Consider the following 22,813-nt stretch of genomic DNA (forward strand, 5'->3'; position numbering starts at 1 on the left):
CGAGGAGGCGGGAACACTGGACATCGCGGTCACCGGGGCAACCGGGTACGTCGGGGCGCACACGGCGCGCGCTCTGCTGGCGGCCGGCCATCGGCTGCGCCTGTTGGTGCCGCCGGGCGAGGCGGGTGCGCCCGTGCTCGACCGGCTGCGCGCGGCGGGGTCGGTGGCGGTGACGGTCGGCGACATCTGTTGTGAGGCAGACGTCGTCGCGTTCCTCGACGGCAGTGAGGCGCTCGTGCACGCGGCCGGTGTCGTCGGTACCGACGAGCGTCGGGTGCGGCTGATGTGGGATGTCAACGCCTTCGCGACCGAGGCGATCCTGCGTCGGGCGGTCGAGCGTCGGCTGGACCCGGTGCTGACCGTGAGCAGCTACAGTGCGCTCTTCCCGCCGACCGACGGCGTGATCTCACCGCAGACCCCGACCGCGGTGGGGCGCAGCGCCTACGCCAAGACCAAGGCGTACGCCGACCGGGTCGCGCGCCGGTTGCAGGACGACGGCGCCCCCGTCGTCGTGACCTATCCGTCCAGCGTCGTCGGTCCGGCGTTCGGCACCGCGCCGGGGGTCACCGAACGCGGGTGGGCGCCGATCGTGCGCTGGGCTATCGCGCCGCGGCTACGGGGCGGCATGCAGATGATCGACGTGTGCGACGTCGCCGAGGTGCACACCCGGGTGATGCGCCCCGGCCAGGGCGCGCGCCGCTATGTGTGCGGCGGGGAACTGCTGGGATTCGACGAGATGATCGACGCGCTGCAGACCGGTCTCGGCCGGCGGATCCACCGGGTTCCGGTGCCGGCACCCGTGCTACTCGCCGCCGCCCGCGCCACCGATGTTCTCGCACGCCACGTCGCCGTGCCCGACGGGTTGAGTTACGAGGCGGCGACCCTGCTGCTGGCGGCCACACCCACCGACGACACCGCGACGCTGCGCGATCTCGGGATGCAGTGGCGGTCACCGCGTGCGGCGATCATCGCCTCGGTGCGGGGGAGTGTCGCCGATGCTCGTCGACAGCAGCTCGGCGATCCGGTGCCGTAGCGCCTCGGAATCGTCCTCGACGGCGACGGTGTTCAGGAACAGCGCCGCCCCGGCGGCCATCACCAGCACCGCGCGGGCATCCAGCTCGGCACGCCGGCGCCGGGCCGGGGTGTCGGCCGCCAGATGCTCGGCGAACAGTGCGACCGCGGGCGTACTGAAGTTTGCCCACAAGGCTTTTCGCATATCGTCGTTCTCGCGCAGCGCCAGCAGTAGCCCCGGCACCGCCTCGTTGACGTCGCGCCGGTGGAACAGCTGATGGCTGCCGCGCACCACCCACTCGACCCAGCCGGCCAGGTCGGTGCCGGAAAACGGTGTCAGGTCCGGGGTTTCGCCGAGAATCGCGTGCAGCACGAGTTCGGCCTTGGAGGTCCAGCGGCGGCTCAGGCTGGCGCGGCCCACGCCGGCCCGGGTCGCCACCATCCGCACACTGAGGTCGTCCCAGCCGACCTCGAGAAGCAACTCGCGGGTCGTGGCCAGCACGCGTTCGTCGATCGTCGCGTCACGAGGTCGCCCGCCTGCACCGGCCGGATGCTCATCGCGGGTCATCCGACGATTGAAACACCTGAGGCGTCACCGCCACGGGACCCGGCACGCACCACCGGAGGCGAAGCCCTGCTCGGTGATGCCGAGCGCGGAGTTCATCCGGGCCCGCATGTTCTCGACGCCGATCTGGTAGGTCAGCTCGATGACACCCTTGTCGCCGAAGCGGCGGCGCAGGTCGGCCACCTGCTCATCGGTGATGGTGTGCGGGTCGGTGGTCATCGCCGCGGCATAGCCGATCGCCGCCCGTTCGTCGTCAGAGTAGAGCGGTGAGGTCGCGTAGTCGTCGATGTCGGTGAGCCGCGACAGGTCCAGGCCCTCGAGGCGCATCAGCATGGCTCCGAAGTCCACGCACCACGAGCAGCCGATCTGGCGCGCGGTCCAGTACACGGCCAGTTCGCGCACGTGGGCCGGCAGTGTCGTCGAGGCCCGCTCGAGCATGCCCTCGTGGGCGGCGGCCGTCATCAGCAGGCCGCCGTGGTGGGCGTAGACGGCGAACGGTTCAGGGACCTCGCCGAAGCGGCGGCGGGCGTAGCGCCACATCAGGCGGGTCAGCAGGGAGGCACGTTGGACGGGGACGGGTTCGATACGTGTGGTCATACCGGGGAGACGACGCAGCATCGCGTTGTGTGACAGCCGGGATCACCGCGCGCAGACCGTCTCCCGCAGCATCCGGCGCAGCCACTGCCGGAATGCCTCGACGCTGTGCCCGTCGCGATGGGTGAACCGCAGAAACGTCTCGACGCCGGCCAGCACCACCGCGGTCTCGACGACCTCGTCGTAGGCCACGTCGGTGCGCACCCAGCCGCGGTCGCGGAACACGTCGACGACCCGACGGAGCTGCCGGCCGACCCCGGCGGTCAGGTCGGACAGGTACCGGTCCAGGACGGGGTCGGCGCCCGCCCCAGCGGCGAGGGCCCGGTACAGCGTGGCCGTCCGTTCGTGGATGTCGGTCTGCACCGCGACGACGAAGTCGACGGCCTCGGAGACGTCCTCGATGGTCAGCAGAGCGCGGCCGGGGTCGAGGTCGAGGATGTTCTGGTCGCCGGTCACACCGAACGCCACATCCTCGATCGCGGCGACCATCAGCGCGGCCTTGGGTCCGAGCCCCTGCACGGTCTCGGCCGAGACACCGGCTGCCGCAGCGATTTTCGCCATGGTGGTGCGGGCGTAGCCATCGGCGGCGAACAGCTCGGCCGCGGCCTCGAGGACACGCTGCCGGGTGGCCTGCGCCTGCTGCTCGCGCAGCTCCGATCGGTACGTGCGAGATATTGACTTGGGTGACACAGTAATGAATACTACCACGAAGTAGCTGATTGCAGGGAGGCGACATGGCATCGATCGTGATCGGGAGCGTGCCGGTGCACGGGCACGTGACCCCTCTGCTGACGGTGGCCGCTCAGTTCGTCGCCCGCGGCGACGACGTGCGGTTCGTCACCGGCTCCCGGTTCGCGGACAAGGTCGCCGCGACGGGCGCGCGGTTCGTGCCGCTGCCCGCGGAGGCGGACTACGACGAGCGAAACCTCACCGGCAGTTTCCCTCAGCGGGCACGGCTCAAGGGGGCCCGCGCGATCGCCTTCGACATCGAGCACGTCTTCGCGCGGCCGGCGCGCGCGCAGTACGGCGCGCTCGTGGCGGCACTCGCCGAGCAACCGGCAGACGCCGTGCTCGCCGACCCCGCGTTCGTCGGCGCCGCGTTCCTCCTGCACCATCGGCGGCCCGAGCGGCCCGCCGTCGTCCAGTGCGGCGTGCTCCCGCTGTGCATCGAGAGTCGCGACACCGCGCCGTTCGGAATGGGACTGGCGCCTGCGCGGGTTCTCAACCGGCCCCGCAATGCGGCACTGGCCCGAGTGAACCGGCGGGTGCTGCGGAGGCCGTACGCCCTGATCGACGATCTCCACCGCGCCCAGCACGGTGTCGACATGCCTGACACGCTGGTGGATTGGGGCCGGCGCGCCGACGCGCTCGTGCAGTTCACCGTGCCGGCGTTCGAGTACCCGATGTCGGATGCGCCCGAGGCGCTGCACTTCGCCGGGCCGCTCTCGGCGACCGGATCGCAGGCGCCGCTGCCGGAATGGTGGTCCGATCTCGACGGCCGCCGCCCGGTCGTGCACGTCACGCAGGGCACGTTCGCCAACCTCGACTACGAGCAGCTGATCGTCCCGACCCTGCGGGCGCTCGCCGACCAGGACGTCGTGGTGGCGGTGACCACCGGCGGGCGGCCACTCGACACGCTGCCCGACCTCCCGCCCAATGCGCGGGCCGCAACCTACCTTCCCTACGACGAATTACTGCCGCGCACCTCGGTTTTCGTGACCAACGGCGGCTACGGCGGCGTGCAGTACGCGCTGCGGTTCGGTGTGCCCATCGTCGCGACGGGCGGCAAGGAGGACAAGCCGGAGGTCGGCGCGCGGGTGGCGTGGTCGGGCGTCGGACGGCGGATTCGCAGCGAGTACCCGTCGGCGCGCGTGTTGCGGCGCGAGATCCTCGCGGTGCTGCGCGACAGCCGGTACCGGCAGGCTTCCGAGCGGCTGGCCGCCCAGATGGCCGCCACACCCGGGTTCACCGGCCTGGCCGGTGTCATCGACGGGCTGACCGAGCGTCCGACGCGCACCTGCGCCAACCCGTGACGCATCGCTGACATATTGACGCCGCCGCTACCGCCACGCGGGGCGGGTGACGCAGGCTGCTCGGCACCATGGCCATCCCGACCCGCCCCGATGGTCTGCGCGGCCGCCACCGCAAGCGGATCACCGTGCTGCACCGCGTCGCGCTCACCGCCATCGCCGCGCCGCGGCGCATCCTCGCGCTCGCCGCACTGGCCCTCGTCGCGGGCGCGGTCTTCGGCGTGCCGGCCGCATCGAGCCTGTCCGCCGGGGGTTTTCAGGATCCGGCCGCCGAATCCGCCCGTGCGACAACCACACTGATGGAGACGTTCGGCCGGGGCGGGATGCAGCTGGTGTTCGGCGTCACCGATTCCGCGGGCGTGGACAGCCCCGACGCCCGCGCGACCGGGGAGGACATCGTCGCGCTGTTGCGGACCGCCCCCGAGGTCGTCGGGGTGGTGTCGGCATGGACGGCGCCTCCGGGCACACCGGGGCTCACGGGCGCCGACGGCCGCTCCGGCCTCGTGGTGGCCGAGCTGGCCGGGGGCGAGGACGACGCACCGCGGGTGGCTGAGCGCCTCGCCGACCAGGTGGCCGCGGACATCGCGCCCCGGCACGGCGGGGTGAGCGTGCTGGCCGGCGGCTCGGCGATGGTTTACGCCCAGATCAACGGTCAGACCCTGCGCGACGTGGTGCTGATGGAGTCGATCGCGATCCCGCTGACCTTCCTGGTGCTGGTGTGGGTGTTCCGCGGGCTGCCGGCCGCGGCGCTGCCGGTGGCCGTCGGGGCGCTGGCGATCGTCGGGTCGCTGTCGGTGCTGCGCCTGGTGGCGATGGTGACCCCGGCCTCGATCTTCGCGCTGAATCTCACCACCGCTTTGGGCCTGGCGCTGGCCGTCGACTACACGCTGCTGATCGTGAGCCGCTTCCGCGACGAGATGGCCGACGGCGCCGACCGGGAGCAGGCGCTGATCACCACGATGGTCACCGCGGGCCGGACCGTGCTGTTCTCCGCGCTGACGGTGGCGCTGTCGATGGCCGCGATGGCGCTGTTCCCCATGTACTTCCTCACCTCCTTCGCCTACGCCGGGGTGGCGACGGTGGCGCTGTGTGCGCTCGCGGCGATCGTCGTGACGCCGGCGGCCATCATGGCGCTGGGCCCCCGGCTCGACGCGTTCGATCTGCACCGCCTCCTCGGTCCGACGCGTGCCCAGCCGCGCCCGACCGACCAGATGTTCTGGTACCGCACCACCCGGTTCGTCATCCGGCGGGCGCTGCCGATCGGGGCCGCCACCACGGTGCTGCTCCTCGCTCTGGGGGCGCCCTTCCTGAAGGTGGCGTGGGGTCTGCCCGACGATCGGGTGCTGCCGACGTCGGCGTCGTCGCGTCAGGTCGGTGACCTGATGCGGGCCCAGTTCCCGGGGAACTCCGAGGCCGCGGTGACCGTGGTGCTGCCCGACGCCCACGGGTTGACGCCCAGTTCCTTCGCCGATTACGCCCGGTCGGCGTCGCTGCTGCCGGGAGTCCCGGTGGTCGACTCGCCGGCGGGCACGTTCGTCGAGGGCACCCGGGTCGGGCCCCCGGCCACCGGTGCCGGCCTGGACCAGGGTGTCGCGTTCCTCACCGTCGCCAGCAGCACCCCGCTGTTCACCCCGGAATCCGACGCGCAGCTGGACCGCCTCCGTGCCCTGCCCGGACCCGGTGATCGCACCGTCGAGCTGACCGGGATCGCGGCGATCAACGCCGACACCCTCACCGCCATCACCGCCCGGCTGCCCGCGGTGCTGGGCATCGTCGCCGTCGTGACGTTCGTGCTGCTGTTCCTGCTCACCGGCAGCGTGGTGCTGCCGCTGAAGGCGCTGATCCTCAACACGCTCTCGCTGACCGCGGCGTTCGGCGCGCTGGTCTGGATCTTCCAGGACGGCAATCTCGGCGCCCTGGGCACCACCCCCACCGGGACGCTGGTGGCCAACATGCCCGTCCTGCTGTTCTGTATCGCCTTCGGGTTGTCGATGGACTACGAGGTGTTCCTCCTCGCCCGCATCCGCGAACTGTGGTTGGCCAGCGGGCGCACCCGCGCGGACAACGACGAGAGCGTCGCCGTCGGTCTGGCGCGCACCGGGCGGGTGGTGACGGCCGCGGCGCTGATCATGGCGATCTCGTTCGGTGCGCTGGTCGCCGCCCAGGTCTCTTTCATGCGGATGTTCGGGCTCGGTCTCACGCTGGCGGTGCTGATCGACGCCACGGTGGTGCGAATGGTGCTGCTGCCCGCGATGATGCATCTGATGGGTCGGTGGAACTGGTGGGCGCCCGCGCCGCTGGCGAGCCTGCACGAACGCATCAGACCGTCACATGCGAGGTGAAAGCGCGCCCCGGACGTGCTTGGCTGTGAAGTACTGACAGCCCGGGGGGAAATTTTCGGGTCCGACCAATCCGGGATCGGGGTCGCAACGAATCGATGATGCCGCGGCGGTCGAGCCGGACGCACCACCAGGAGGAGTGTGAGCTTGAGGGACGGCGAATGGGCGGGAACACACCTGGTCATGTCGGGCGCGAGAGTGCCGACGGCGACCAGCCTGGGTGCCTGGCGCGACGACCTGCGCGCGGGCGTGCGCAACCATCTGGCGGACTTCGTGCGCAGCGACTGCCTCGACAGACTCGCGGCCGCCAACGTCGACGTCGCCGGTGACCTGCTGTCGGGGTTCCTCGACGGCGGCAAGTACGTGCGGTCGACGTTCATGTACGTGGGCTGGCTGTGCGGGGCCGACGAGAATGCCGCGGCGTTGCGGGCGTCGGCCAGCCTGGAGCTGCTGCACGCGTTCGCGCTGATCCAGGACGACGTCATGGACGGCTCGCCGCTGCGCCGCGCGCGGCCGTCGGCGCACGTCTCGTTCGGCCGGTGGCACCGCGACCGCGGGCTGGCCGGCTCGGCCGACCGGTTCGGGGAGTCCGCGGCGATCCTGCTCGGCGACCTGTGCCTGGTGTGGGCCGAGCAGATGCTGCGCCGCAGCGGCGTCGGCCAGCACGCCCTGGCCCGGGTGTGGCCCCGCTACGACGACATGCGCACCGAGCTGGCCATCGGCCAGTTCTCCGATCTGGTCAACAGTTCTCACACCCTGCCCACACTCGAGGAGGTTCTCGACGTGCTCCGTCGAAAATCCGGCAACTACACCGTGCGTCGGCCCCTGGAGATCGGAGCGGCGATGGCCGGGTGCGACGACGCCGTCATCGACGCGCTCTCCGGCTACGGCGCCGCGATCGGAGAAGCGTTCCAGCTGCGTGACGACATCCTCGGCGTGTTCGGAACCCCCTCTCTGACAGGCAAATCCGCAGGCACCGACATGGAGGAGCGCAAGGCCACCAGCGTCATCGTCGCCGCCTACGAGCTGGCCGACGGACCGCTGCGCGACCAGCTCTTCGACCTGATGAACCGTCCGCACATCGACGGTGACGCCGCGGATCACTGGCGCAACCTGATCGTGGCCAGCGGTGCGGTGCAGTGGATCGAGCAGCTGATCGCCGAGCGGCACACCCGCGCCCTGAATTTCCTCGACGGGGTCGCGATCCCCGATTTCGCCCGGGCGGCGCTGGCCGACATGGCGGTCGCGTGCACCCAGAGGGCCGCCTGATGCGCACCGTCACCGGGCGCACGGACCGGGTCGTCGTCGTCGGAGCGGGGCTGTCGGGTCTCGCGGCAGCGTTGCACCTGGCCGGACGGGGACGCGACGTCACCGTCGTCGAGCGCGGGGCGCACCCGGGCGGGCGGGTCGGCCGCGAGGACATCGGCGGCTACCGGATCGACACCGGGCCCACGGTGCTGACGATGCCCGACATCATGGACGACGCGTTCGCCGCCGTCGGCGACTCGCTGGCGGCGCGGCTGCCGTTGGAACGGATCGATCCTGCCTACGAGGCCCGCTTCGCCGACGGCAGCGCGGTCGTCGTGCACACCGACGCGGCCGCGATGGCCACCGAGGTGGAGCGCTTCGCCGGCCGGGAGCAGGCCGACGGCTACCTGCGGCTGCGCGAGTGGCTGACCAAGCTGTACCTCACCGAGTTCGACGGGTTCATCGGCGCGAACTTCGACTCGCCGCTGTCCCTGGTGACCCCGCAGCTGGCCCGGCTCGCCGCGCTCGGCGGGTTCCGCGGCTGGGAGCGCATGGTGCGCCGCTACATCACCGACGAGCGGCTGCTGCGGGTGTTCACGTTCCAGGCGCTCTACGCCGGCGTGCCGCCGCAGAGCGCGCTGGCCGCCTACGCGGTGATCGCGTACATGGACACCGTTGCCGGCGTGTACTTCCCCCAGGGCGGTGTGCGGGCGCTGCCCGACGCGATGGCGGCCTCGGCCGCCGATGCCGGCGTCGAATTCATCTACAACGCAACGGTTTCCGAGCTGGAGTTCAGTGGCTCCCGGGTCACCGGGGTGCGCACCGCCGACGGTGGGCGGGTGCCCGCCGACGCGGTCGTGCTGACCACCGAACTGCCGGACACGTACCGCCTGGTGCGCCGGACCCCGCGCCGGCCGCTGAAGCTGCGGGCGGCGCCGTCGGCGGTGGTGGCGCACGTCGGCTGCGAAGCCGTCGGCGAGGCCGCCGGTCACCACACGATCCTGTTCGGCGACGCCTGGCATCAGACGTTCCGCGACATCATCGACGACGGCCGCACCATGCGGGACCCCTCGCTGCTGGTGACCCGCCCGACCGCCAGTGACCCGTCGCTGGCGCCGGCCGGACGCGACCTGCTCTACGTGCTCGCGCCCGCGCCCAACACCGACGTCGGGGTGGTCGACTGGGACACGGCCGGCCCGGGCTACGTCGAGCAGATGCTCGATGACGTTCGCAAACGCGCGCCGGGTGTCGGGGAGGACGCGGAGGTGCTGCACGTCGTGACCCCCGCCGACTGGGGTCGGCAGGGCATGGCGGCGGGTAGCCCGTTCGCGCTGGCGCACACGTTCTCCCAGACCGGCCCGTTCCGGCCGGCCAACACCGTCCGCGGGGTCGACAACGTCGTGCTCGCGGGCTCCTCCACCGTCCCCGGTGTCGGCGTGCCGACCGCGATCCTGTCCGGGCGGCTCGCCGCGGACCGCATCACCGGGGTGCACGCCAGCCAGCCCACCTCGGAGGTCAATCGCTCATGATCCACACCGAGCTCGACGCCGCCGGTGTCCGGGACCCGTCGCTGCGGGAGGCCTACCGGCAGTGCCGCACGCTGAACGCCCGCTACGGCAAGACGTTCTTTCTCGCGACCCGGCTGCTGGCGCCGCGGCAGCGTCCCGCCGTGCACGCGCTGTACGGCTTCGCCCGCTTCGCCGACGACATCCTCGACGACCTCGACGACCCGCGCACCGTCGACCAGCGCGCCGATCAGCTGCAGCAGCTGTCCACCCGGCTGTTCAACGCGCTCGTCGAGAAGCAGCCCTGCGGGGACGATCCGGTGCTGACCGCCGTGGTGCACACCGCGCGCAAGTACGACATCGGCTGGGATCTGTTCGACGACTTCCTCGCCTCGATGCGGATGGATCTGACGGTGACCGACTACCCGGACCGGGCGTCGCTGGAGAAGTACATGTACGGGTCGGCCGAGGTGATCGGGCTGCAGATGCTGCCGGTGCTGGGCACCGTCGTGCCGCGGGAGCAGGCGGCCCCGTACGCCGCGGCGCTGGGGACGGCGTTCCAGCTCACCAACTTCATCCGTGACGTCGACGAGGATCTGCACCGCGGCCGGGTGTACCTGCCCGCCGATGAACTCGCGGCCCACGGCGTCGACCGGGACCTGCTGCGCTGGTGCCAGGCCAACCGTCGCACCGATCACCGGGTCCGGGCCGCGCTCGCCGAACAGCACGCGCGAACCCGCGAGGTCTACGAGAAGGCCAAGCCCGGCATCGGGATGCTGGCGCCGGCGTCACGGCCGTGCGTCGCGGCCGCCTCGACGCTGTACTCGGAGATCCTCGATCGCGTCGAGGCCATGGACTTCGAGATCTTCGGCCGGCGCGCCACCGTCGGCAAGCCCCGCCGCGCGGTGGTCGCGGCCGCCGGCCTCGGCAAGTCCTGGGCGGCGCGGATCCGCCACGGGAGCGTGTGACGGGTGGTCCACGCATGACCGATCCGCGCCGTCAGACGTGGCCCGGGCATCCCGGGCGCAGCGCGGTCAACGGGCACGGTGAACGGCCCCGTGTCGTCGTGGTCGGAGCCGGCATCGCCGGCCTGGCCGCCGCCACCGGGCTGGCCGAACGCGGCGTCGCCGTCGACGTCGTGGAGCAGTGCGACTATCTGGGCGGCCGGGTGGGCGGCTGGACCGAGACGCTGTCCGACGGCTCGCAGACCGGGATGAACCGCGGCTTCCACGCATTCTTCCGGCAGTACTACAACCTGCGTGCGCTGCTGCGGCGCGCTGATCCCGCCCTGGCTGCGCTGACGCCGGTCGAGGACTACCCGCTGATCGACGGCGCCGGGCGCCGGGACACGTTCCGTGGGCTGCCCCAGACGCCGCCGCTGAACGCGCTGGCGTTCGCGCTGCGCAGTCCCACCTTCCGGCTGCGCGACCTGATCCGTCTCGACGCGAAGGCGGCGGCGCCGCTGGCGACGGTGTCGGTGCCCGACACCTACCGGCTGCTCGACGACCGTGACGCCGCGAGGTTCCTGCGTGACATCAACTTCCCCGACGCCGCGCGGCACCTGGCGTTCGAGGTGTTCGCGCGCAGCTTCTTCGCCCGGCCCGAGGCGCTGTCGGCCGGTGAGCTCGTCACGATGTTCCACATCTACTTCCTGGGCTCCAGCGAGGGGCTCATCTTCGACGTCGCAAACGCCAATTTCGATGTGGCACTGTGGGATCCGCTGCGCGACTACCTCCAGGGCCGCGGGGTCACCTTCCACACCGGCGCGGCGGTGGACGCCCTGACCGACGACGGCGGGGTCGCGGTGACGACGGCGACGGACCGGCTGCCCGCCGACGGTGTGGTGCTGGCCACCGACGTCGCCGGGCTGCGTCGAGTCGTGGCGGCCTCACCCTGGCTGGGCGACGCCCCGTGGCGCGGCCGGGTCGCCGGGATGGGCACCGCACCGCCGTTCGTGGTGCTGCGGCTGTGGCTGGACCGCCCCGTACGGGCAGACCGCGCCGCGTTCGTCGGGACGGGCGGGCGGGAGCCGCTGGACAATGTCAGCGTGGTGGAACGCTATGAACGGGAGGCCGCGCAGTGGGCGGCCCGCACGGGCGGCTCGGTCGTCGAACTGCACGCCTACTCGGTGACCGACCCGCTCGACACGGTCCGGGACGGGCTGATCGCGCGCATGCACGAGCTCTACCCTGAAACGATGGATGCCTCCATCGTCCACGAGCGGCTGCTGCATCGCGGCGACTGCCCGCGGTTCGCGCCCGGCGACTTCGCCGACCGTCCCACCGTCCGCACACCGGATCCGCGGATCATGTTGGCGGGTGACGGAATTCGCATCGATCTGCCCGTCGCGCTGATGGAACGCGCCGCGACGACGGGGTGGGCCGCGGCCAACGAGCTGCTGGGCCGCTTCGGGCTGGCGGGACATCCGCTGCACACGGTGCCCAACCAGGGACGCTCGGCGCTGCTGCGCCGGCTGGCGACGACGGGCGGAGGTGCGGGCCGGTGAGCGAGCAGACGGGGTGGCGCGGCAGGCTGGCCGCGGCGTGGCCGTTCGAGGTGCTTCCGGCGATCGACTGGGCGGCGCAGACACCGACCTACGCCGACGCCAATCCCGCGCTGATCTCCGCGGCGCTGCGGCGCGCGCAGCGCAAACCGGGCGGCAACTGGTTCGCGTTCGCCGCGAGCTCCTCGGTCAGCGACTCGGCGCTGGGCACCACGGTGGCCGGACGGGAGCTGGTGGCGTGGCGGGGCGCCGACGGCGGGCTGCTGGTCGCCCCGCGGGCCTGCCCGCACCTGGGCGCCGACCTGGCGACGGCCCCGGTCGAGTGCGGAACCCTGGTCTGCCCGTGGCACGGTCTGAGGCTGGGGGAGCGCAGGCACGGGACATGGAAGCCGTATCCGGCGCACGACGACGGGGTGCTGTGCTGGGTGCGCCTCGACGAGCACGCCGATCCCGCGGGCGTCGCGCCCGCCGATGCGCCGCCGCCGATGCCGCGTCCCGGCGAACCCGCGATCTCGGCGGTCACCCGGCTCGAGGGCGTGTGCGAGCCCGGCGACGTCGTCTCCAACCGGCTCGACCCGTGGCACGGCGCGTGGTTCCATCCGTACTCGTTCACCCAGCTCAAGGTGCTCAGCGCTCCGCCCGCCGACGACGACCTGCCCGACGCGCTCGACCGCTTCGTCGTCGACGTCACGTTCCGCATCGGCCGTCTCGGCGTCCCGGTGATCGCGGAGTTCACCACACCGGGTCCGCGCACCGTGTCGATGCGCATCATCGAGGGTGAGGGCCAGGGCAGTGTGGTCGAGACCCACGCCACCCCGCTCGGCCCCGGGCCCGACGGCCGGCCCAGGACTGCGGTCGTCGAAGCGGTGATCGCCCACTCCGATCGCACCCACTTCGGCAAGGGGCTGGTGGCCGCACCGCTGATCCGGCCTCTGATGCGGCGCGCCGCCACCAAGCTGTGGCGCGACGACCTGGCCTACGCCGAGCGACTCTTCGAGCTGAGGAACTAGGTGCGTTGTCCGACGCCGGCCGCCTCGAGCAGCGGGATCTGTTCGACCGCCCAGGGACTGATCGCCCACGGCAGGCGGGCCGCGCTGCAGGCCTGCTCCCACGGCACCCACTCGTAGTCCATGACCTCGGCCGGGTCGGCGCGCACCGGACCTTCGACGCGGCCGCGGTACACCGGGCACAGTTCGTTCTCCACCACGCCGTCGGCGGCCACCGCGTAGTAGCGGAAATCGGGCAGCACGCACTCCAGGTCGGCGATGCCGACCCCGAGTTCCTCGCGCACGCGGCGCTGCACCGCGTCGGCCATCGACTCGTCCGGCGCGGGATGGCCGCAGCAGGAGTTCGTCCAGATGCCGGGGAACGTGCGCTTGTGCAGGGCCCGCCGGGTCAGCAGCACGTTGCCCGCCTGGTCGAACAGGTAGCAGGAGAACGCCAGGTGGAGCGGCGTGGACTCGTGGTGGACCCCGATCTTGTCGGCCGAGCCGATGGGTCGGCCTTCCTCGTCGACCAGGACGACCAGTTCAGCGGTGTTCGCAGACGCCATGACAGGCATTCGGCGCCGCTCCCGGTGTGGATCGGTGCGCCGTGGCGGTAGTGCTGGCCTACACCTCGCCCGCCCTGGGGCACCTGTTCCCGTTCTGTGCCCTGCTGACGGAGTTGGCGTCCCGCGGGCACCAGGTGCACCTCCGGACGCTGGCCGCGGGCGTCGACCTGGCCCGCGAGCTGGGGTTCACCGCGGCCCCGGTGCATCCGGGGATCGAGGCGCTGCAGAGCATCGACCCGTTCACCGATTCGATGATGCGGTCGGTCGCCAGCACCGTCGAGGTGCTGACCCGGCGCGCTGTGCTGGAGGTGGGGGATTTCCAGGTGGCGGTGCGCGACGTCGAGCCGGACGTGATGGTGCTCGACGCGAACTGCTGGGGCGCGATGGCGGCGGCCGAGGCGCAGACGCGGCCGTGGGTGGTGTTGTCCCCATTCGTGCCGTATCTGCGCTCGCCGGGGTCGCCGCCGTTCGGCGCGGGCGCGGCGCCGATGCGGGGCCCGGTGGGCCGGGTGCGGGACTGGGGCATCGGGCTGGTCACCGTGCCGCTGTTCGACCGGCCGCTCGCCCGGGGCATGCGTCCGGTGCGCGAGGCGCTGGGGCTGGCGCCGCTGCGCTCGGCCGACGACCTGTTGCGCCGGGCGCCCGGCCTGTTGGTGGCCACCGGCAAGCCGTTCGAGTACGAGCACACCGACTGGGGCGCCTCGGCGTCGATGATCGGTCCCGCGGCCTTCGATCCGCCGCTGCAGCGGCCTCCGGCCTGGCTCGACGACATCGACCTGCCGGTGGTGCTGGTGACGACGTCGTCGGTGCGCCAGGCCGACGAGGCGCTGATCCGCGCCACGATCGACGCGCTCGACGGCCAACCGGTGCACGTGGTCGCGACCAGCCCGGCCGGCGACGCCGACGCGGTGCAGACCCGGCGCGGGGTCACGATGGCGCGGTTCGTCCCGCATTCGGCGGTGCTCGAGCGCGCGGTGTGCGTGGTCACCCACGGCGGTATGGGCGTCACGCAGAAGGCGCTGGGTCGGGGGATCCCGGTCTGCGCCGTGCCTTTCGGCCGCGATCAGTTCGAGGTGGCGCGCCGGGTGCAGGTCGCGCGGTGCGGCACCCGGCTGCCGGCCCGCCGGCTCAGCGTCCCGCGACTGCGGGAGGCGATCGGCGCGGCGATGACGATGACGGCGGGTGCGCAGGCTGTCGCCGCCGGCTTCGCCGCCACGGGCGGCGTGCGCCGCGGCGCCGACATCGTCGAGTCGCACCTCACCCGGCGATCGTGACCACTGCCAGCACCTCCACGCACACCAACACCACCGCCGTCGTGATGCCGTAGGCGACGGTGGCTGCGCGGCCGATCGTGAACTCGCCCATCAGGTCCCGGTCCCGGCCGGTGCCGATCATCGCGATCAGCAGCGGTATCAAGAGCACGGCATTGAGGACCTGCGTACCCACCAGGATCGTCACCAGCGGCGCGCCCGGGATGAGCACGGCCACCGCGCCCAGCGCGGTCACCAGACCGAAGGACACGTAGAACGTCCGCGCCTCACGGATCGGATCGTCCAGCGCCGCTTCGGCGCCGGCGTATTCGCACACCGAGTACGCCGTCGACAGGGGCAGCACCGAGGCGGCCAGCAGCGCCGCACAGATCAGGCCGACGGCGAACAGCGTGGCGGCGGTGTCGCCGGCCAGCGGCTGCAGCGCGACCGCGGCGTCGGCGGCGTCGGTGATCGAGCGGCCCTCCCGGTGCAGCGTCGCGGCGCACGCCACCACGACGAAGAAGCCGATCACGCCGGTGAGCACCGCCCCGGTCACCACGTCGATGCGCTCGAGCCTCAGATCCTCGGTGCGCAACTTCTTGTCGACCGCATAGGACTGGATGAACGACAACCCCCAGGGCGCCAGCGTCGTCCCGACGGTCGCGGTCACGATCGCGATCGTCGCGCCGTTCATCGGCATGCTGGGCACCACCAGCCCCTTCGCCGCGGCACCCCAGTCCGGCCGGGCGAGTATCCCGGAGGCGATGTAGGCCAGGAACACCGTCGACAACGCCAGCAGCACGTGCTCGACACGGTGAAAACCGCCGCGCAGCACCAGCATCGACACGATCACCGCGGTGGCGGGCACGCTGATGTAGCGGCTGATCCCGAACAGTTCGAAACCGGCTGCGATACCGGCGAATTCGGCACACGTGGTGCCGATGTTGGCGATCACCAGGGCGATCAGCACCGTGCCGCCCACCCGCACGCCGTAGCGCTGACGCACCAGGCCGATCAGCCCCTGGCCGGTGACCACGCCCATGCGGGCCGCCAGCCCGTGGAACATCACCAGCGCGACGGTCGACAGCAGCAGCACCCACAGCAGCTGATAGCCGTGGTCGGCGCCGAGCACCGAGTACGTGGTGATGCCCGCCGGGTCGTCGTCGGACAGCCCGGCCAGCAGCCCCGGGCCGACGACGGCCATCAGCCCGCCGAGGGCCAGACCTCTGCGTCGGGTCACGCGCGGCGCGGCCAGACATGCGAGCGCAGGAACCGCCGGGCGCGGGGGCGGGCGAGCCGGCGGCGCCAGTGACGGGCGTGCTCGGCGGGCATGGCGGCGACGATCTGCTCGGCAGTGGTGCCGGGCAGCGCCCGCAGCACCCGCTCGCCGACGGCGGCGGGGCCGGCGCGGACCACCTCGGCGGCCGCGTGCGGATCCCGCGCGGTGAGCACCTCGGTGGCCGCATCGGTGTCCAGCCGGCTCACCAGCGTGGCGAGCGCGCGAGCGTCGAGGTGGTGCACCGCGGAGCGCGGCGTGGCGAGTTGCACCGCGTGGCCGCGTTCGGAGGTCAGATGCAGATCGCTCCAGGCGACGGCGTCCCGACCGGCGCGGGCGGCGAGCCGGCGCAGGCCGAGCCGCCGCAGCACCGCGCCGAACCCGACCTCGACACCGACGACCTCCACGTGCCCGTCGGGCGTGCGGGCGAGCACCACGTCGGCGACCCGGGCCAGCCGCTGTTCCCCGATGTCGACGATCTGCGTGTCGAGGACGTCGCGTCCCAGCAGGATCTCGTCGTCGTCGAGGGCGGCGGACACCGCTCCGATCGCGTAGCCGGCCGGATCGGCGGCGACCGACAGCGCACCCTGCTGCACCGCCGACACCGTTGACCACGGCACCAGCAGGTCCGGCGGGTGCGACGGCCGGATCAGCACGCGGTCGATCAGCGGCAGGGGGTTCGGGTCGGCCAGGCTGACCGTCAGGTCGCGGATGCGACCGACCGGCCTCCCGTCGGGCCCGTGGACGGCGGTCCCGGTCACCTGGCTCAGCAACAGCACCTGAGCAGCATGCAGGATCAGACCGCGTGGGTACGCCGGTAGTGACGACGTGCTTTCATCCGGTTGCCGCAGATCGCCATCGAACACCACCGGGCGGTGTTCGGCTTGCTGCGGTCGATCAGGAAGAGCCGGCACTCGTCGTTGGCGCAGGGCCGGAGCCGCCCGGGGCCGGTGATGCGCAGGCCGTCCCAGGCGAGGACGGCCCTGGCGGCGCCGGTGGCGTCGGTCAGCCGCCAGTCGATGCCGCTCTCGGTGGCGACGGGGTGCAGGCGGACGCGGTCGAGGAAGGGCTGCAGCGCCGACGGGGTGCGGTCACCGCGGACGACGGCCTGCAGCTCCTGGCGGGCGGCGACCAGGTCGGCGAGTTCGTCGTCGGTGGCGGCGACGTCGTGGTCCGCCAGCCACGCAGCGGCGGTGGCGAGGTCGGGGAGCAGGTCGGTGGCGGTGCCGTCGATGACCGGCGTGGTGTTGAGCAGGTCGAGCAGCAGCGCTTCGTCGCGCGCGGTCGCCGCGTACAGATCCATGACTAACCTCCAAACTCCTGTTGACAGGTTACACCGCAGCGGGGTTCACTGGAATAACCATCAAAAAGTCAAAAGGGAGTTAGTCATGGTCCACCACCGCTACGCCACCGTGGCCGGCCGCGAGATCTTCTACCGCGAGGCGGGCCGCCCGGACGCTCCGGTCATCGTGCTGCTGCACGGCTTTCCCACCAGCTCGTTCATGTTCCGCGACCTGATTCCGGAGTTGGCCGACCGCTACCGCGTCATCGCGCCCGACTACCTGGGGTTCGGATACTCCGACGCGCCGCCGGTCGAGGAGTTCCACTACACCTTCGACGCCCTGGCCGACCTGACCGCCGGACTGCTCGCCCAACTCGGGGTGACGACGTACGCGATGTACGTGCAGGACTACGGCGCCCCGGTGGGGTGGCGGCTGGCACTGCGCGATCCGCAGGCCGTCACCGCGATCATCACGCAGAACGGCAACGGCTACGACGCGGGCTTCGTCCCCGAGGGCTGGGAGGCCGTGTGGAACTACCAGCGCGAGCAGACCCCGGAGACAGCCGGGTTGCTGCGGCAGTTCCTGTCCTTCGAGGCCACCCGGATGCAGTACGTCGCGGGCGTGCCCGACCCGAGCGTCGTCAGTCCCGACACCTGGCACCACGACTACGCGCTGCTGTCGCGTCCCGGCAACGACGCGATCCAGCTCGCGCTGTTCCTGGACTACGCGAGCAATCCCCGGCTCTATCCCGCCCTGCACGACTACCTGCGCACGAGTTCGGTTCCGCTGCTGGCGGTCTGGGGTGACAAGGATCCGTTCTTCGGCCCGGACGGTGCCCGCGCGTTCGCCGAGGACGCCGTCGACCCGGAGATCCATCTGCGCGACGGCGGGCACTTCCTGCTCGAGAGCGACCTGCCCGAGGTGACGGCGCTGATCCGCGACTTCCTCGCCCGTCGTTGGCGGTGAAATCCGCAGCGTTGGGTAGAAAGGGCTGGTGCAGGACAACACCACGGACGTCACGCGTCGAGGGCCGATCTACAGCGCGCACCTGAGGTCGGCGGCGACCGCGGCGGTGCAACTCGTCGCGGTCGCCGCGGCGCTGTGGGTGCTGTCCTGGGTGGTGGGCAAGACGTGGGTGGTCCTGCTGCCGGTGGTGCTGGCGCTGATCGCGTGCACGGTGCTGTGGCCGCCCGTGCGCTGGCTGCGCGGCAGAGGCGTCCCGCCGGCGGTCGCGGTTCTGCTGGTGCTCACCGCGGCGATCGTCGTGGTGGCGGGTGTCATCGCCGCGGTCGCGCCCGCGATCGTCGACCAGGCCGCCGAGCTGGCCGAGCAGGCCACCGCCGGCGTCGTGCAGGTGCGGGACTGGCTGGACGGGCCGCCGCTGAACATCAGTGACGCGCAACTGAATTCGGCGGTCGACGCGATCAACGACACCCTGAACTCCAGCAGCGCCAAGATCGCGTCAGGACTGTTCACCGGCGTCGGTGCCGCCACATCGGCGCTTGTCACCTTCTTCACCGCGGTGGTGGTCACCTTCTTCCTGCTCAAGGACGGGCCCGGCTTCCTCCCGTGGCTGCGCCGCACCGTAGGGCTGCCCGCGGCGCCGCACGTCGCGACGATCCTCGAGCGGGTGTGGGCCACTCTCGGCGGGTTCATCCGAACGCAGGCCATCGTCAGCCTGATCGACGCGGTGCTGATCGGGATCGGGTTGGTGATCCTCGGGGTGCCGTTGGCCTACGCGCTGGCGATCCTGACGTTCATCGGTGGTTTCGTGCCGATCGTCGGCGCGTTCGTCGCCGGCGGGCTGGCGGTGCTGATCGCGTTGGTCGCCAACGGTCCGGTGAACGCGCTGATCGTGCTGGCGATCATCGTGGCGGTGCAGCAGCTCGAGGGCAACGTGCTGCAGCCGTGGCTGCAGGCGAAGTCGATGAAGCTGCACGCGGTGATCGTGCTGCTCGCGGTGACGCTGGGCGCCTCGACGTTCGGCGTGATCGGGGCGTTCCTCGCGGTGCCGGTGGCCGCCGCCGTGGCCGTGATCCTGCGGTACTACGACGAACAGGTGGCCGAGCGCACCCGCGACGCGTGATTTCGGCGTGCTGGGTAGCGCTGAGCGCTACTTCGCACGCCGAAATCGCCTAGCGCGCGAACATCAACGCGCGCTTGACCTCTTGGATCGCCTTGGTCACCTCGATGCCGCGCGGGCAGGCCTCGGTGCAGTTGAACGTCGTGCGGCAGCGCCACACCCCGTCGACGTCGTTGAGGATGTCGAGGCGCTCGGCCGCACCCTCGTCACGGCTGTCGAAGATGAACCGGTGCGCGTTGACGATCGCCGCGGGGCCGAAGTAGGACCCCTCGCTCCAGTACACCGGGCAGCTGGTGGTGCAGCAGGCGCACAGGATGCACTTGGTGGTGTCGTCGTAGCGGGCGCGGTCGGTCTGGCTCTGGATGCGCTCGCGGGTGGGCTGGTTACCCGACGTGATCAGGTACGGCTTGATCGCCCGGTAGGCGTCGAAGAACGGCTCCATGTCGACGACGAGGTCCTTCTCCACCGGCAGGCCGCGGATCGGCTCGATCGTGATGGTGAGCTGCTTGTTCGGGTTCTTCGGCAGCATGTCGCGCATCAGCACCTTGCACGCCAACCGGTTCACGCCGTTGATCCGCATCGCATCCGACCCGCACACCCCGTGGGCGCACGACCGGCGGAACGTCAACGTGCCGTCGAGGTACCACTTCACGTAGTGCAGCAGGTTGAGCAGCCGGTCGCTCGGCAGACACGGCACCCGAAAGCTCTGCCAGCCCGCGTCGTCGGGCGCCTCGGGGTTGAACCGCGCGATCTTCAGGGTCACCATCACCGCGCCCTCGGGAACGGGCGGGGTGTCCTGCTTGTCGAGAACTGGTGCGCTCATGATCAGTACTTCCGTTCCATCGGCTCGTACCGCGTCTGGACCACCGGCTTGTAGTCGAGCCGGATGTCGCTGAGCAGGTCCGTTCCTTCCTTGTACGCCATGGTGTGGCGCATGTAGTTGGTGTCGTCGCGGTTGGGGTAGTCCTCGCGGGCGTGCCCGCCGCGCGACTCCTTGCGGTTGAGCGCACCGACGACCGTCACCTCGGCGAGCTCGAGCAGGAAGCCGAGCTCGATCGCCTCGAGCAGGTCGCTGTTGTACCGCTTGCCCTTGTCCTGCACCGTGATCCGCGCGTACCGCTCCTTGAGCGCGTGGATGTCGGTGAGCGCCTGCTTGAGCGTCTCCTCGGTGCGGAACACCGCGGCGTTGTTGTCCATCGACTGCTGCAGGGCACCGCGGATGTCGGCGACGCGCTCGTTGCCGTGCTCGGAGAGGATGTCGCCGACCCAGCCGACCACCATCTCGGCGGGCTTGTCCGGCATGTCGACGAAGTCGTGTCCGAGTGCGTAATTCGCGGCGGCGATGCCGGCGCGGCGGCCGAACACGTTGATGTCGAGCAGCGAGTTGGTGCCCAGCCGGTTGGCACCGTGCACGGACACGCACGCGCACTCGCCGGCGGCGTAGAGGCCCGGCACGACGGTCGTGTTGTCCCGGAGCACCTGACCGTTGACGGTGGTCGGGATGCCGCCCATCACGTAGTGGCACGTGGGGTAGACGGGCACCAGTTCCTTGACCGGGTCGACGCCCAGGTAGGTGCGGGCGAACTCGGTGATGTCGGGCAGCTTGGCCTCGAGCACGTCCTCGCCGAGGTGGCGCACGTCGATGTAGACGTAGTCCTTGTTCGGCCCGGCGCCGCGGCCTTCGAGCACCTCGAGCACCATCGAACGGGCCACGATGTCGCGGGGCGCGAGGTCGACGATCGTGGGCGCGTAGCGCTCCATGAACCGCTCGCCCTCGCCGTTGAGTAGGCGGCCGCCCTCGCCGCGCACGGCTTCGGAGATCAGGATGCCCAGGCCCGCCAGACCCGTCGGGTGGAACTGGTGGAACTCCATGTCCTCCAACGGAAGTCCCTTGCGGAAGACAATGCCCAGGCCGTCGCCGGTGAGCGTGTGCGCGTTCGACGTGGTCTTGTACATCCGGCCGGAGCCGCCGGTGGCGAACACGATCGCCTTGGCGTGGAAGACGTGGATGTCACCGGTGGCCAGTTCGTAGGCGATGACGCCGGTGGCCACCGGGCCCGATGGCGTCTCGGTCATCGCGATGTCGAGTGCGTAGAACTCGTTGAAGAACTCGACGTCGTGCTTGACGCAGTTCTGGTACAGCGTCTGCAGGATCATGTGGCCGGTGCGGTCGGCGGCGTAACACGCGCGCCGCACCGGGGCCTTGCCGTGGTCGCGGGTGTGCCCGCCGAAGCGGCGCTGGTCGATGCGGCCCTCGGGGGTGCGGTTGAACGGCATCCCCATCTTCTCCAGGTCGAGCACCGCGTCGATGGCCTCCTTGGCCATGATCTCGACGGCGTCCTGGTCGGCCAGGTAGTCACCGCCCTTGACGGTGTCGAAGGTGTGCCACTCCCAGTTGTCCTCTTCGACGTTGGCCAGTGCGGCGCACATGCCGCCCTGTGCCGCGCCGGTGTGCGAGCGGGTCGGGTACAGCTTGGTGAGCACCGCGGTGCGGACCCGCGGCCCGGCCTCCACGGCGGCGCGCATGCCGGCGCCGCCGGCGCCGACGATCACCACGTCGTAGCGATGTTCGGTAATCACAGTCACTCCCTGCCGGATGAGATCAAGAGATGGACGCGTCGAACGTCAGCAGCACGTAGGTGCCGAGCACCAGCGTGAACGCCATCGACAGTGCCAACAGCGTGTTCAGCCAGAACTTGGTCGAGTCCTTGCGGCTGTAGTCGGCGATGATCGTGCGCATGCCGTTGCCGCCGTGCAGCTGGGCCAGCCACAGCAGCAGCAGATCCCAGGTCTGCCAGAACGGCGAGGACCACCGCTGCGCGACGTAATTGAAGTCGATGCGGTAGACGCCGCCGTCCCACATCAACATGATGAACAGGTGCCCGAGGGCCAGGAACACGAGCACGAGCCCCGAGAACCGCATGAACAGCCAGGCGTACTTCTCGAAGTTCGGCATCCCGCCGGCGCGCCGCGGTGCGCGCGGGTTGTCCAGGCTGGCCGGCCGGTCGTGGCTGCGCTGCAGCACCGGCGCGTTGCCGCCGCGGTCACTGATGTGGTCGTAGGGGTTCTCGGGCATCAGAGGAACCTCTCCGCCATATGCATGCCGATGACGCCGACCGAGGCGATCAGGACGGCGATGAAGACGCCAGCCACCACCCACAGCATCTTGCGTTGGTGGCGCGGGCCCTCGGACCAGAAGTCGATCAGGATCACCCGGATGCCGTTGAGCGCGTGATAGAGCACGGCCGCGACGAGACCGATCTCCATCAGACCGATGATCGGCGTCTTGTAGGTCTCGATGATCTCGTTGTAGGCCTGCGGGCTGACCCGCACCAGCGCGGTGTCGGTCACGTGGACGAACAGGAAGAAGAAGATCGAGGCACCGGAGATGCGGTGCAGCACCCACGACCACATCGCGGGATCGCCGCGGTACAGGGTGCGCCGGCGGGACGGCTGCGAGCGCGGTGCCGCTATGCCGGATTCTGATGATGTCGCCGTACTCATGTGACCCTCCAACGCCATCGGTGGACGCCCGGAGATCTGCCCGTGGACACGAATCTCCAACCTCGGGGCG

At 71.1% G+C, this 22,813-nt stretch carries 22 protein-coding genes; 11 read left to right on the plus strand and 11 right to left on the minus strand.

Annotation, left to right across the window (positions count from 1 at the left end):
* Positions 1-16: 16 nt before the first annotated feature.
* Positions 17-1,033 (plus strand): NAD-dependent epimerase/dehydratase family protein, encoded by a 1,017-nt coding sequence (locus tag MCHLDSM_RS19130; protein WP_048471595.1) that lies wholly within the window; start codon positions 17-19, stop codon positions 1,031-1,033.
* Here MCHLDSM_RS19130 and MCHLDSM_RS19135 read toward each other — a convergent pair.
* The 3 genes from MCHLDSM_RS19135 to MCHLDSM_RS19145 are packed head-to-tail and all read right to left on the minus strand — an operon-like array spanning position 950 to position 2,860.
* On the minus strand, positions 950-1,579 hold the full coding sequence (locus MCHLDSM_RS19135) for a TetR/AcrR family transcriptional regulator (RefSeq protein ID WP_048471536.1): 630 nt from the start codon (positions 1,577-1,579) through the stop codon (positions 950-952). The genes MCHLDSM_RS19130 and MCHLDSM_RS19135 overlap by 84 nt on opposite strands.
* 24 nt (positions 1,580-1,603) lie before the next feature.
* The gene (locus MCHLDSM_RS19140; protein WP_048471537.1) at positions 1,604-2,173 is read right to left on the minus strand and encodes a carboxymuconolactone decarboxylase family protein; all 570 of its coding nucleotides are present in this window, start codon (positions 2,171-2,173) and stop codon (positions 1,604-1,606) included.
* 42 nt (positions 2,174-2,215) lie between these two features.
* Positions 2,216-2,860: a TetR family transcriptional regulator gene (locus MCHLDSM_RS19145; protein WP_168440054.1), complete on the minus strand. Its 645-nt coding sequence runs from the start codon at positions 2,858-2,860 to the stop codon at positions 2,216-2,218.
* A gap of 44 nt (positions 2,861-2,904) precedes the next feature.
* On the opposite strand from MCHLDSM_RS19145, the gene MCHLDSM_RS19150 reads away from it, so the two are divergent.
* From MCHLDSM_RS19150 to MCHLDSM_RS19180, 7 genes are all read left to right on the plus strand, one after another.
* Positions 2,905-4,203: a glycosyltransferase gene (locus tag MCHLDSM_RS19150; RefSeq protein WP_048471538.1), complete on the plus strand. Its 1,299-nt coding sequence runs from the start codon at positions 2,905-2,907 to the stop codon at positions 4,201-4,203.
* Positions 4,204-4,328: 125 nt separating this feature from the next.
* The gene (locus tag MCHLDSM_RS19155) at positions 4,329-6,542 is read left to right on the plus strand and encodes an MMPL family transporter (RefSeq protein ID WP_048471597.1); all 2,214 of its coding nucleotides are present in this window, start codon (positions 4,329-4,331) and stop codon (positions 6,540-6,542) included.
* A 180-nt stretch (positions 6,543-6,722) separates the two neighbouring features.
* Positions 6,723-7,808: a polyprenyl synthetase family protein gene (locus MCHLDSM_RS19160; protein ID WP_048471539.1), complete on the plus strand. Its 1,086-nt coding sequence runs from the start codon at positions 6,723-6,725 to the stop codon at positions 7,806-7,808.
* Positions 7,808-9,316, plus strand: coding sequence for a phytoene desaturase family protein (crtI, locus tag MCHLDSM_RS19165; RefSeq protein ID WP_048471540.1), 1,509 nt, complete (start codon positions 7,808-7,810; stop codon positions 9,314-9,316). Before MCHLDSM_RS19160 ends, crtI begins: the two co-directional genes overlap by 1 nt.
* A complete protein-coding gene (locus tag MCHLDSM_RS19170; protein WP_048471541.1) occupies positions 9,313-10,260 on the plus strand; it encodes a phytoene/squalene synthase family protein in 948 nt (315 codons plus the stop codon). Before crtI ends, MCHLDSM_RS19170 begins: the two co-directional genes overlap by 4 nt.
* A 14-nt stretch (positions 10,261-10,274) precedes the next feature.
* Positions 10,275-11,798, plus strand: a complete 1,524-nt coding sequence (locus MCHLDSM_RS19175; RefSeq protein WP_048471542.1) for an FAD-dependent oxidoreductase — start codon at positions 10,275-10,277, stop codon at positions 11,796-11,798.
* Positions 11,795-12,805 carry a DUF5914 domain-containing protein gene (locus MCHLDSM_RS19180; protein WP_048471543.1) on the plus strand — a complete coding sequence of 337 codons (1,011 nt, stop codon included), beginning with the start codon at positions 11,795-11,797 and terminating at the stop codon, positions 12,803-12,805. Before MCHLDSM_RS19175 ends, MCHLDSM_RS19180 begins: the two co-directional genes overlap by 4 nt.
* Here MCHLDSM_RS19180 and idi read toward each other — a convergent pair.
* Positions 12,802-13,347 (minus strand): isopentenyl-diphosphate Delta-isomerase, encoded by a 546-nt coding sequence (gene idi / locus MCHLDSM_RS19185; RefSeq protein ID WP_048471544.1) that lies wholly within the window; start codon positions 13,345-13,347, stop codon positions 12,802-12,804. The genes MCHLDSM_RS19180 and idi overlap by 4 nt on opposite strands.
* A gap of 41 nt (positions 13,348-13,388) precedes the next feature.
* Here idi and MCHLDSM_RS19190 point away from each other — a divergent pair, with 41 nt between their 5' ends.
* On the plus strand, positions 13,389-14,621 hold the full coding sequence (locus MCHLDSM_RS19190) for a glycosyltransferase (RefSeq protein ID WP_048471598.1): 1,233 nt from the start codon (positions 13,389-13,391) through the stop codon (positions 14,619-14,621).
* Here the strand turns inward: MCHLDSM_RS19190 and MCHLDSM_RS19195 are convergent.
* Genes MCHLDSM_RS19195 through MCHLDSM_RS19205 form a run of 3 tightly spaced genes read right to left on the minus strand, consistent with a single transcriptional unit; the run spans position 14,605 to position 17,176 of the window.
* Positions 14,605-15,837 (minus strand): NRAMP family divalent metal transporter, encoded by a 1,233-nt coding sequence (locus tag MCHLDSM_RS19195; protein WP_234714115.1) that lies wholly within the window; start codon positions 15,835-15,837, stop codon positions 14,605-14,607. The genes MCHLDSM_RS19190 and MCHLDSM_RS19195 overlap by 17 nt on opposite strands.
* Positions 15,834-16,652 carry a hypothetical protein gene (locus MCHLDSM_RS38170; RefSeq protein ID WP_048471546.1) on the minus strand — a complete coding sequence of 273 codons (819 nt, stop codon included), beginning with the start codon at positions 16,650-16,652 and terminating at the stop codon, positions 15,834-15,836. Before MCHLDSM_RS38170 ends, MCHLDSM_RS19195 begins: the two co-directional genes overlap by 4 nt.
* A 17-nt stretch (positions 16,653-16,669) precedes the next feature.
* The gene (locus MCHLDSM_RS19205; RefSeq protein WP_048471547.1) at positions 16,670-17,176 is read right to left on the minus strand and encodes a CGNR zinc finger domain-containing protein; all 507 of its coding nucleotides are present in this window, start codon (positions 17,174-17,176) and stop codon (positions 16,670-16,672) included.
* Positions 17,177-17,261: 85 nt separating this feature from the next.
* Here MCHLDSM_RS19205 and MCHLDSM_RS19210 point away from each other — a divergent pair, with 85 nt between their 5' ends.
* A complete protein-coding gene (locus tag MCHLDSM_RS19210) occupies positions 17,262-18,122 on the plus strand; it encodes an alpha/beta fold hydrolase (protein WP_048471548.1) in 861 nt (286 codons plus the stop codon).
* Between the two features lie 28 nt (positions 18,123-18,150).
* A complete protein-coding gene (locus tag MCHLDSM_RS19215) occupies positions 18,151-19,242 on the plus strand; it encodes an AI-2E family transporter (RefSeq protein ID WP_048471549.1) in 1,092 nt (363 codons plus the stop codon).
* Positions 19,243-19,291: 49 nt separating this feature from the next.
* Here MCHLDSM_RS19215 and MCHLDSM_RS19220 read toward each other — a convergent pair whose 3' ends face one another.
* Genes MCHLDSM_RS19220 through sdhC form a run of 4 tightly spaced genes read right to left on the minus strand, consistent with a single transcriptional unit; the run spans position 19,292 to position 22,743 of the window.
* Positions 19,292-20,062 carry a succinate dehydrogenase iron-sulfur subunit gene (locus MCHLDSM_RS19220; protein ID WP_048471550.1) on the minus strand — a complete coding sequence of 257 codons (771 nt, stop codon included), beginning with the start codon at positions 20,060-20,062 and terminating at the stop codon, positions 19,292-19,294.
* A gap of 2 nt (positions 20,063-20,064) precedes the next feature.
* On the minus strand, positions 20,065-21,819 hold the full coding sequence (gene sdhA, locus MCHLDSM_RS19225; RefSeq protein ID WP_048471551.1) for a succinate dehydrogenase flavoprotein subunit: 1,755 nt from the start codon (positions 21,817-21,819) through the stop codon (positions 20,065-20,067).
* A 22-nt stretch (positions 21,820-21,841) separates the two neighbouring features.
* The gene (locus tag MCHLDSM_RS19230) at positions 21,842-22,315 is read right to left on the minus strand and encodes a succinate dehydrogenase hydrophobic membrane anchor subunit (RefSeq protein ID WP_048471552.1); all 474 of its coding nucleotides are present in this window, start codon (positions 22,313-22,315) and stop codon (positions 21,842-21,844) included.
* A complete protein-coding gene (gene sdhC / locus MCHLDSM_RS19235; protein WP_082168975.1) occupies positions 22,315-22,743 on the minus strand; it encodes a succinate dehydrogenase, cytochrome b556 subunit in 429 nt (142 codons plus the stop codon). Before sdhC ends, MCHLDSM_RS19230 begins: the two co-directional genes overlap by 1 nt.
* Between the last annotated feature and the right edge of the window lie 70 nt (positions 22,744-22,813).

The organism is Mycolicibacterium chlorophenolicum (assembly GCF_001044235.1).
Classification (GTDB): Bacteria; Actinomycetota; Actinomycetes; order Mycobacteriales; family Mycobacteriaceae; genus Mycobacterium; species Mycobacterium chlorophenolicum.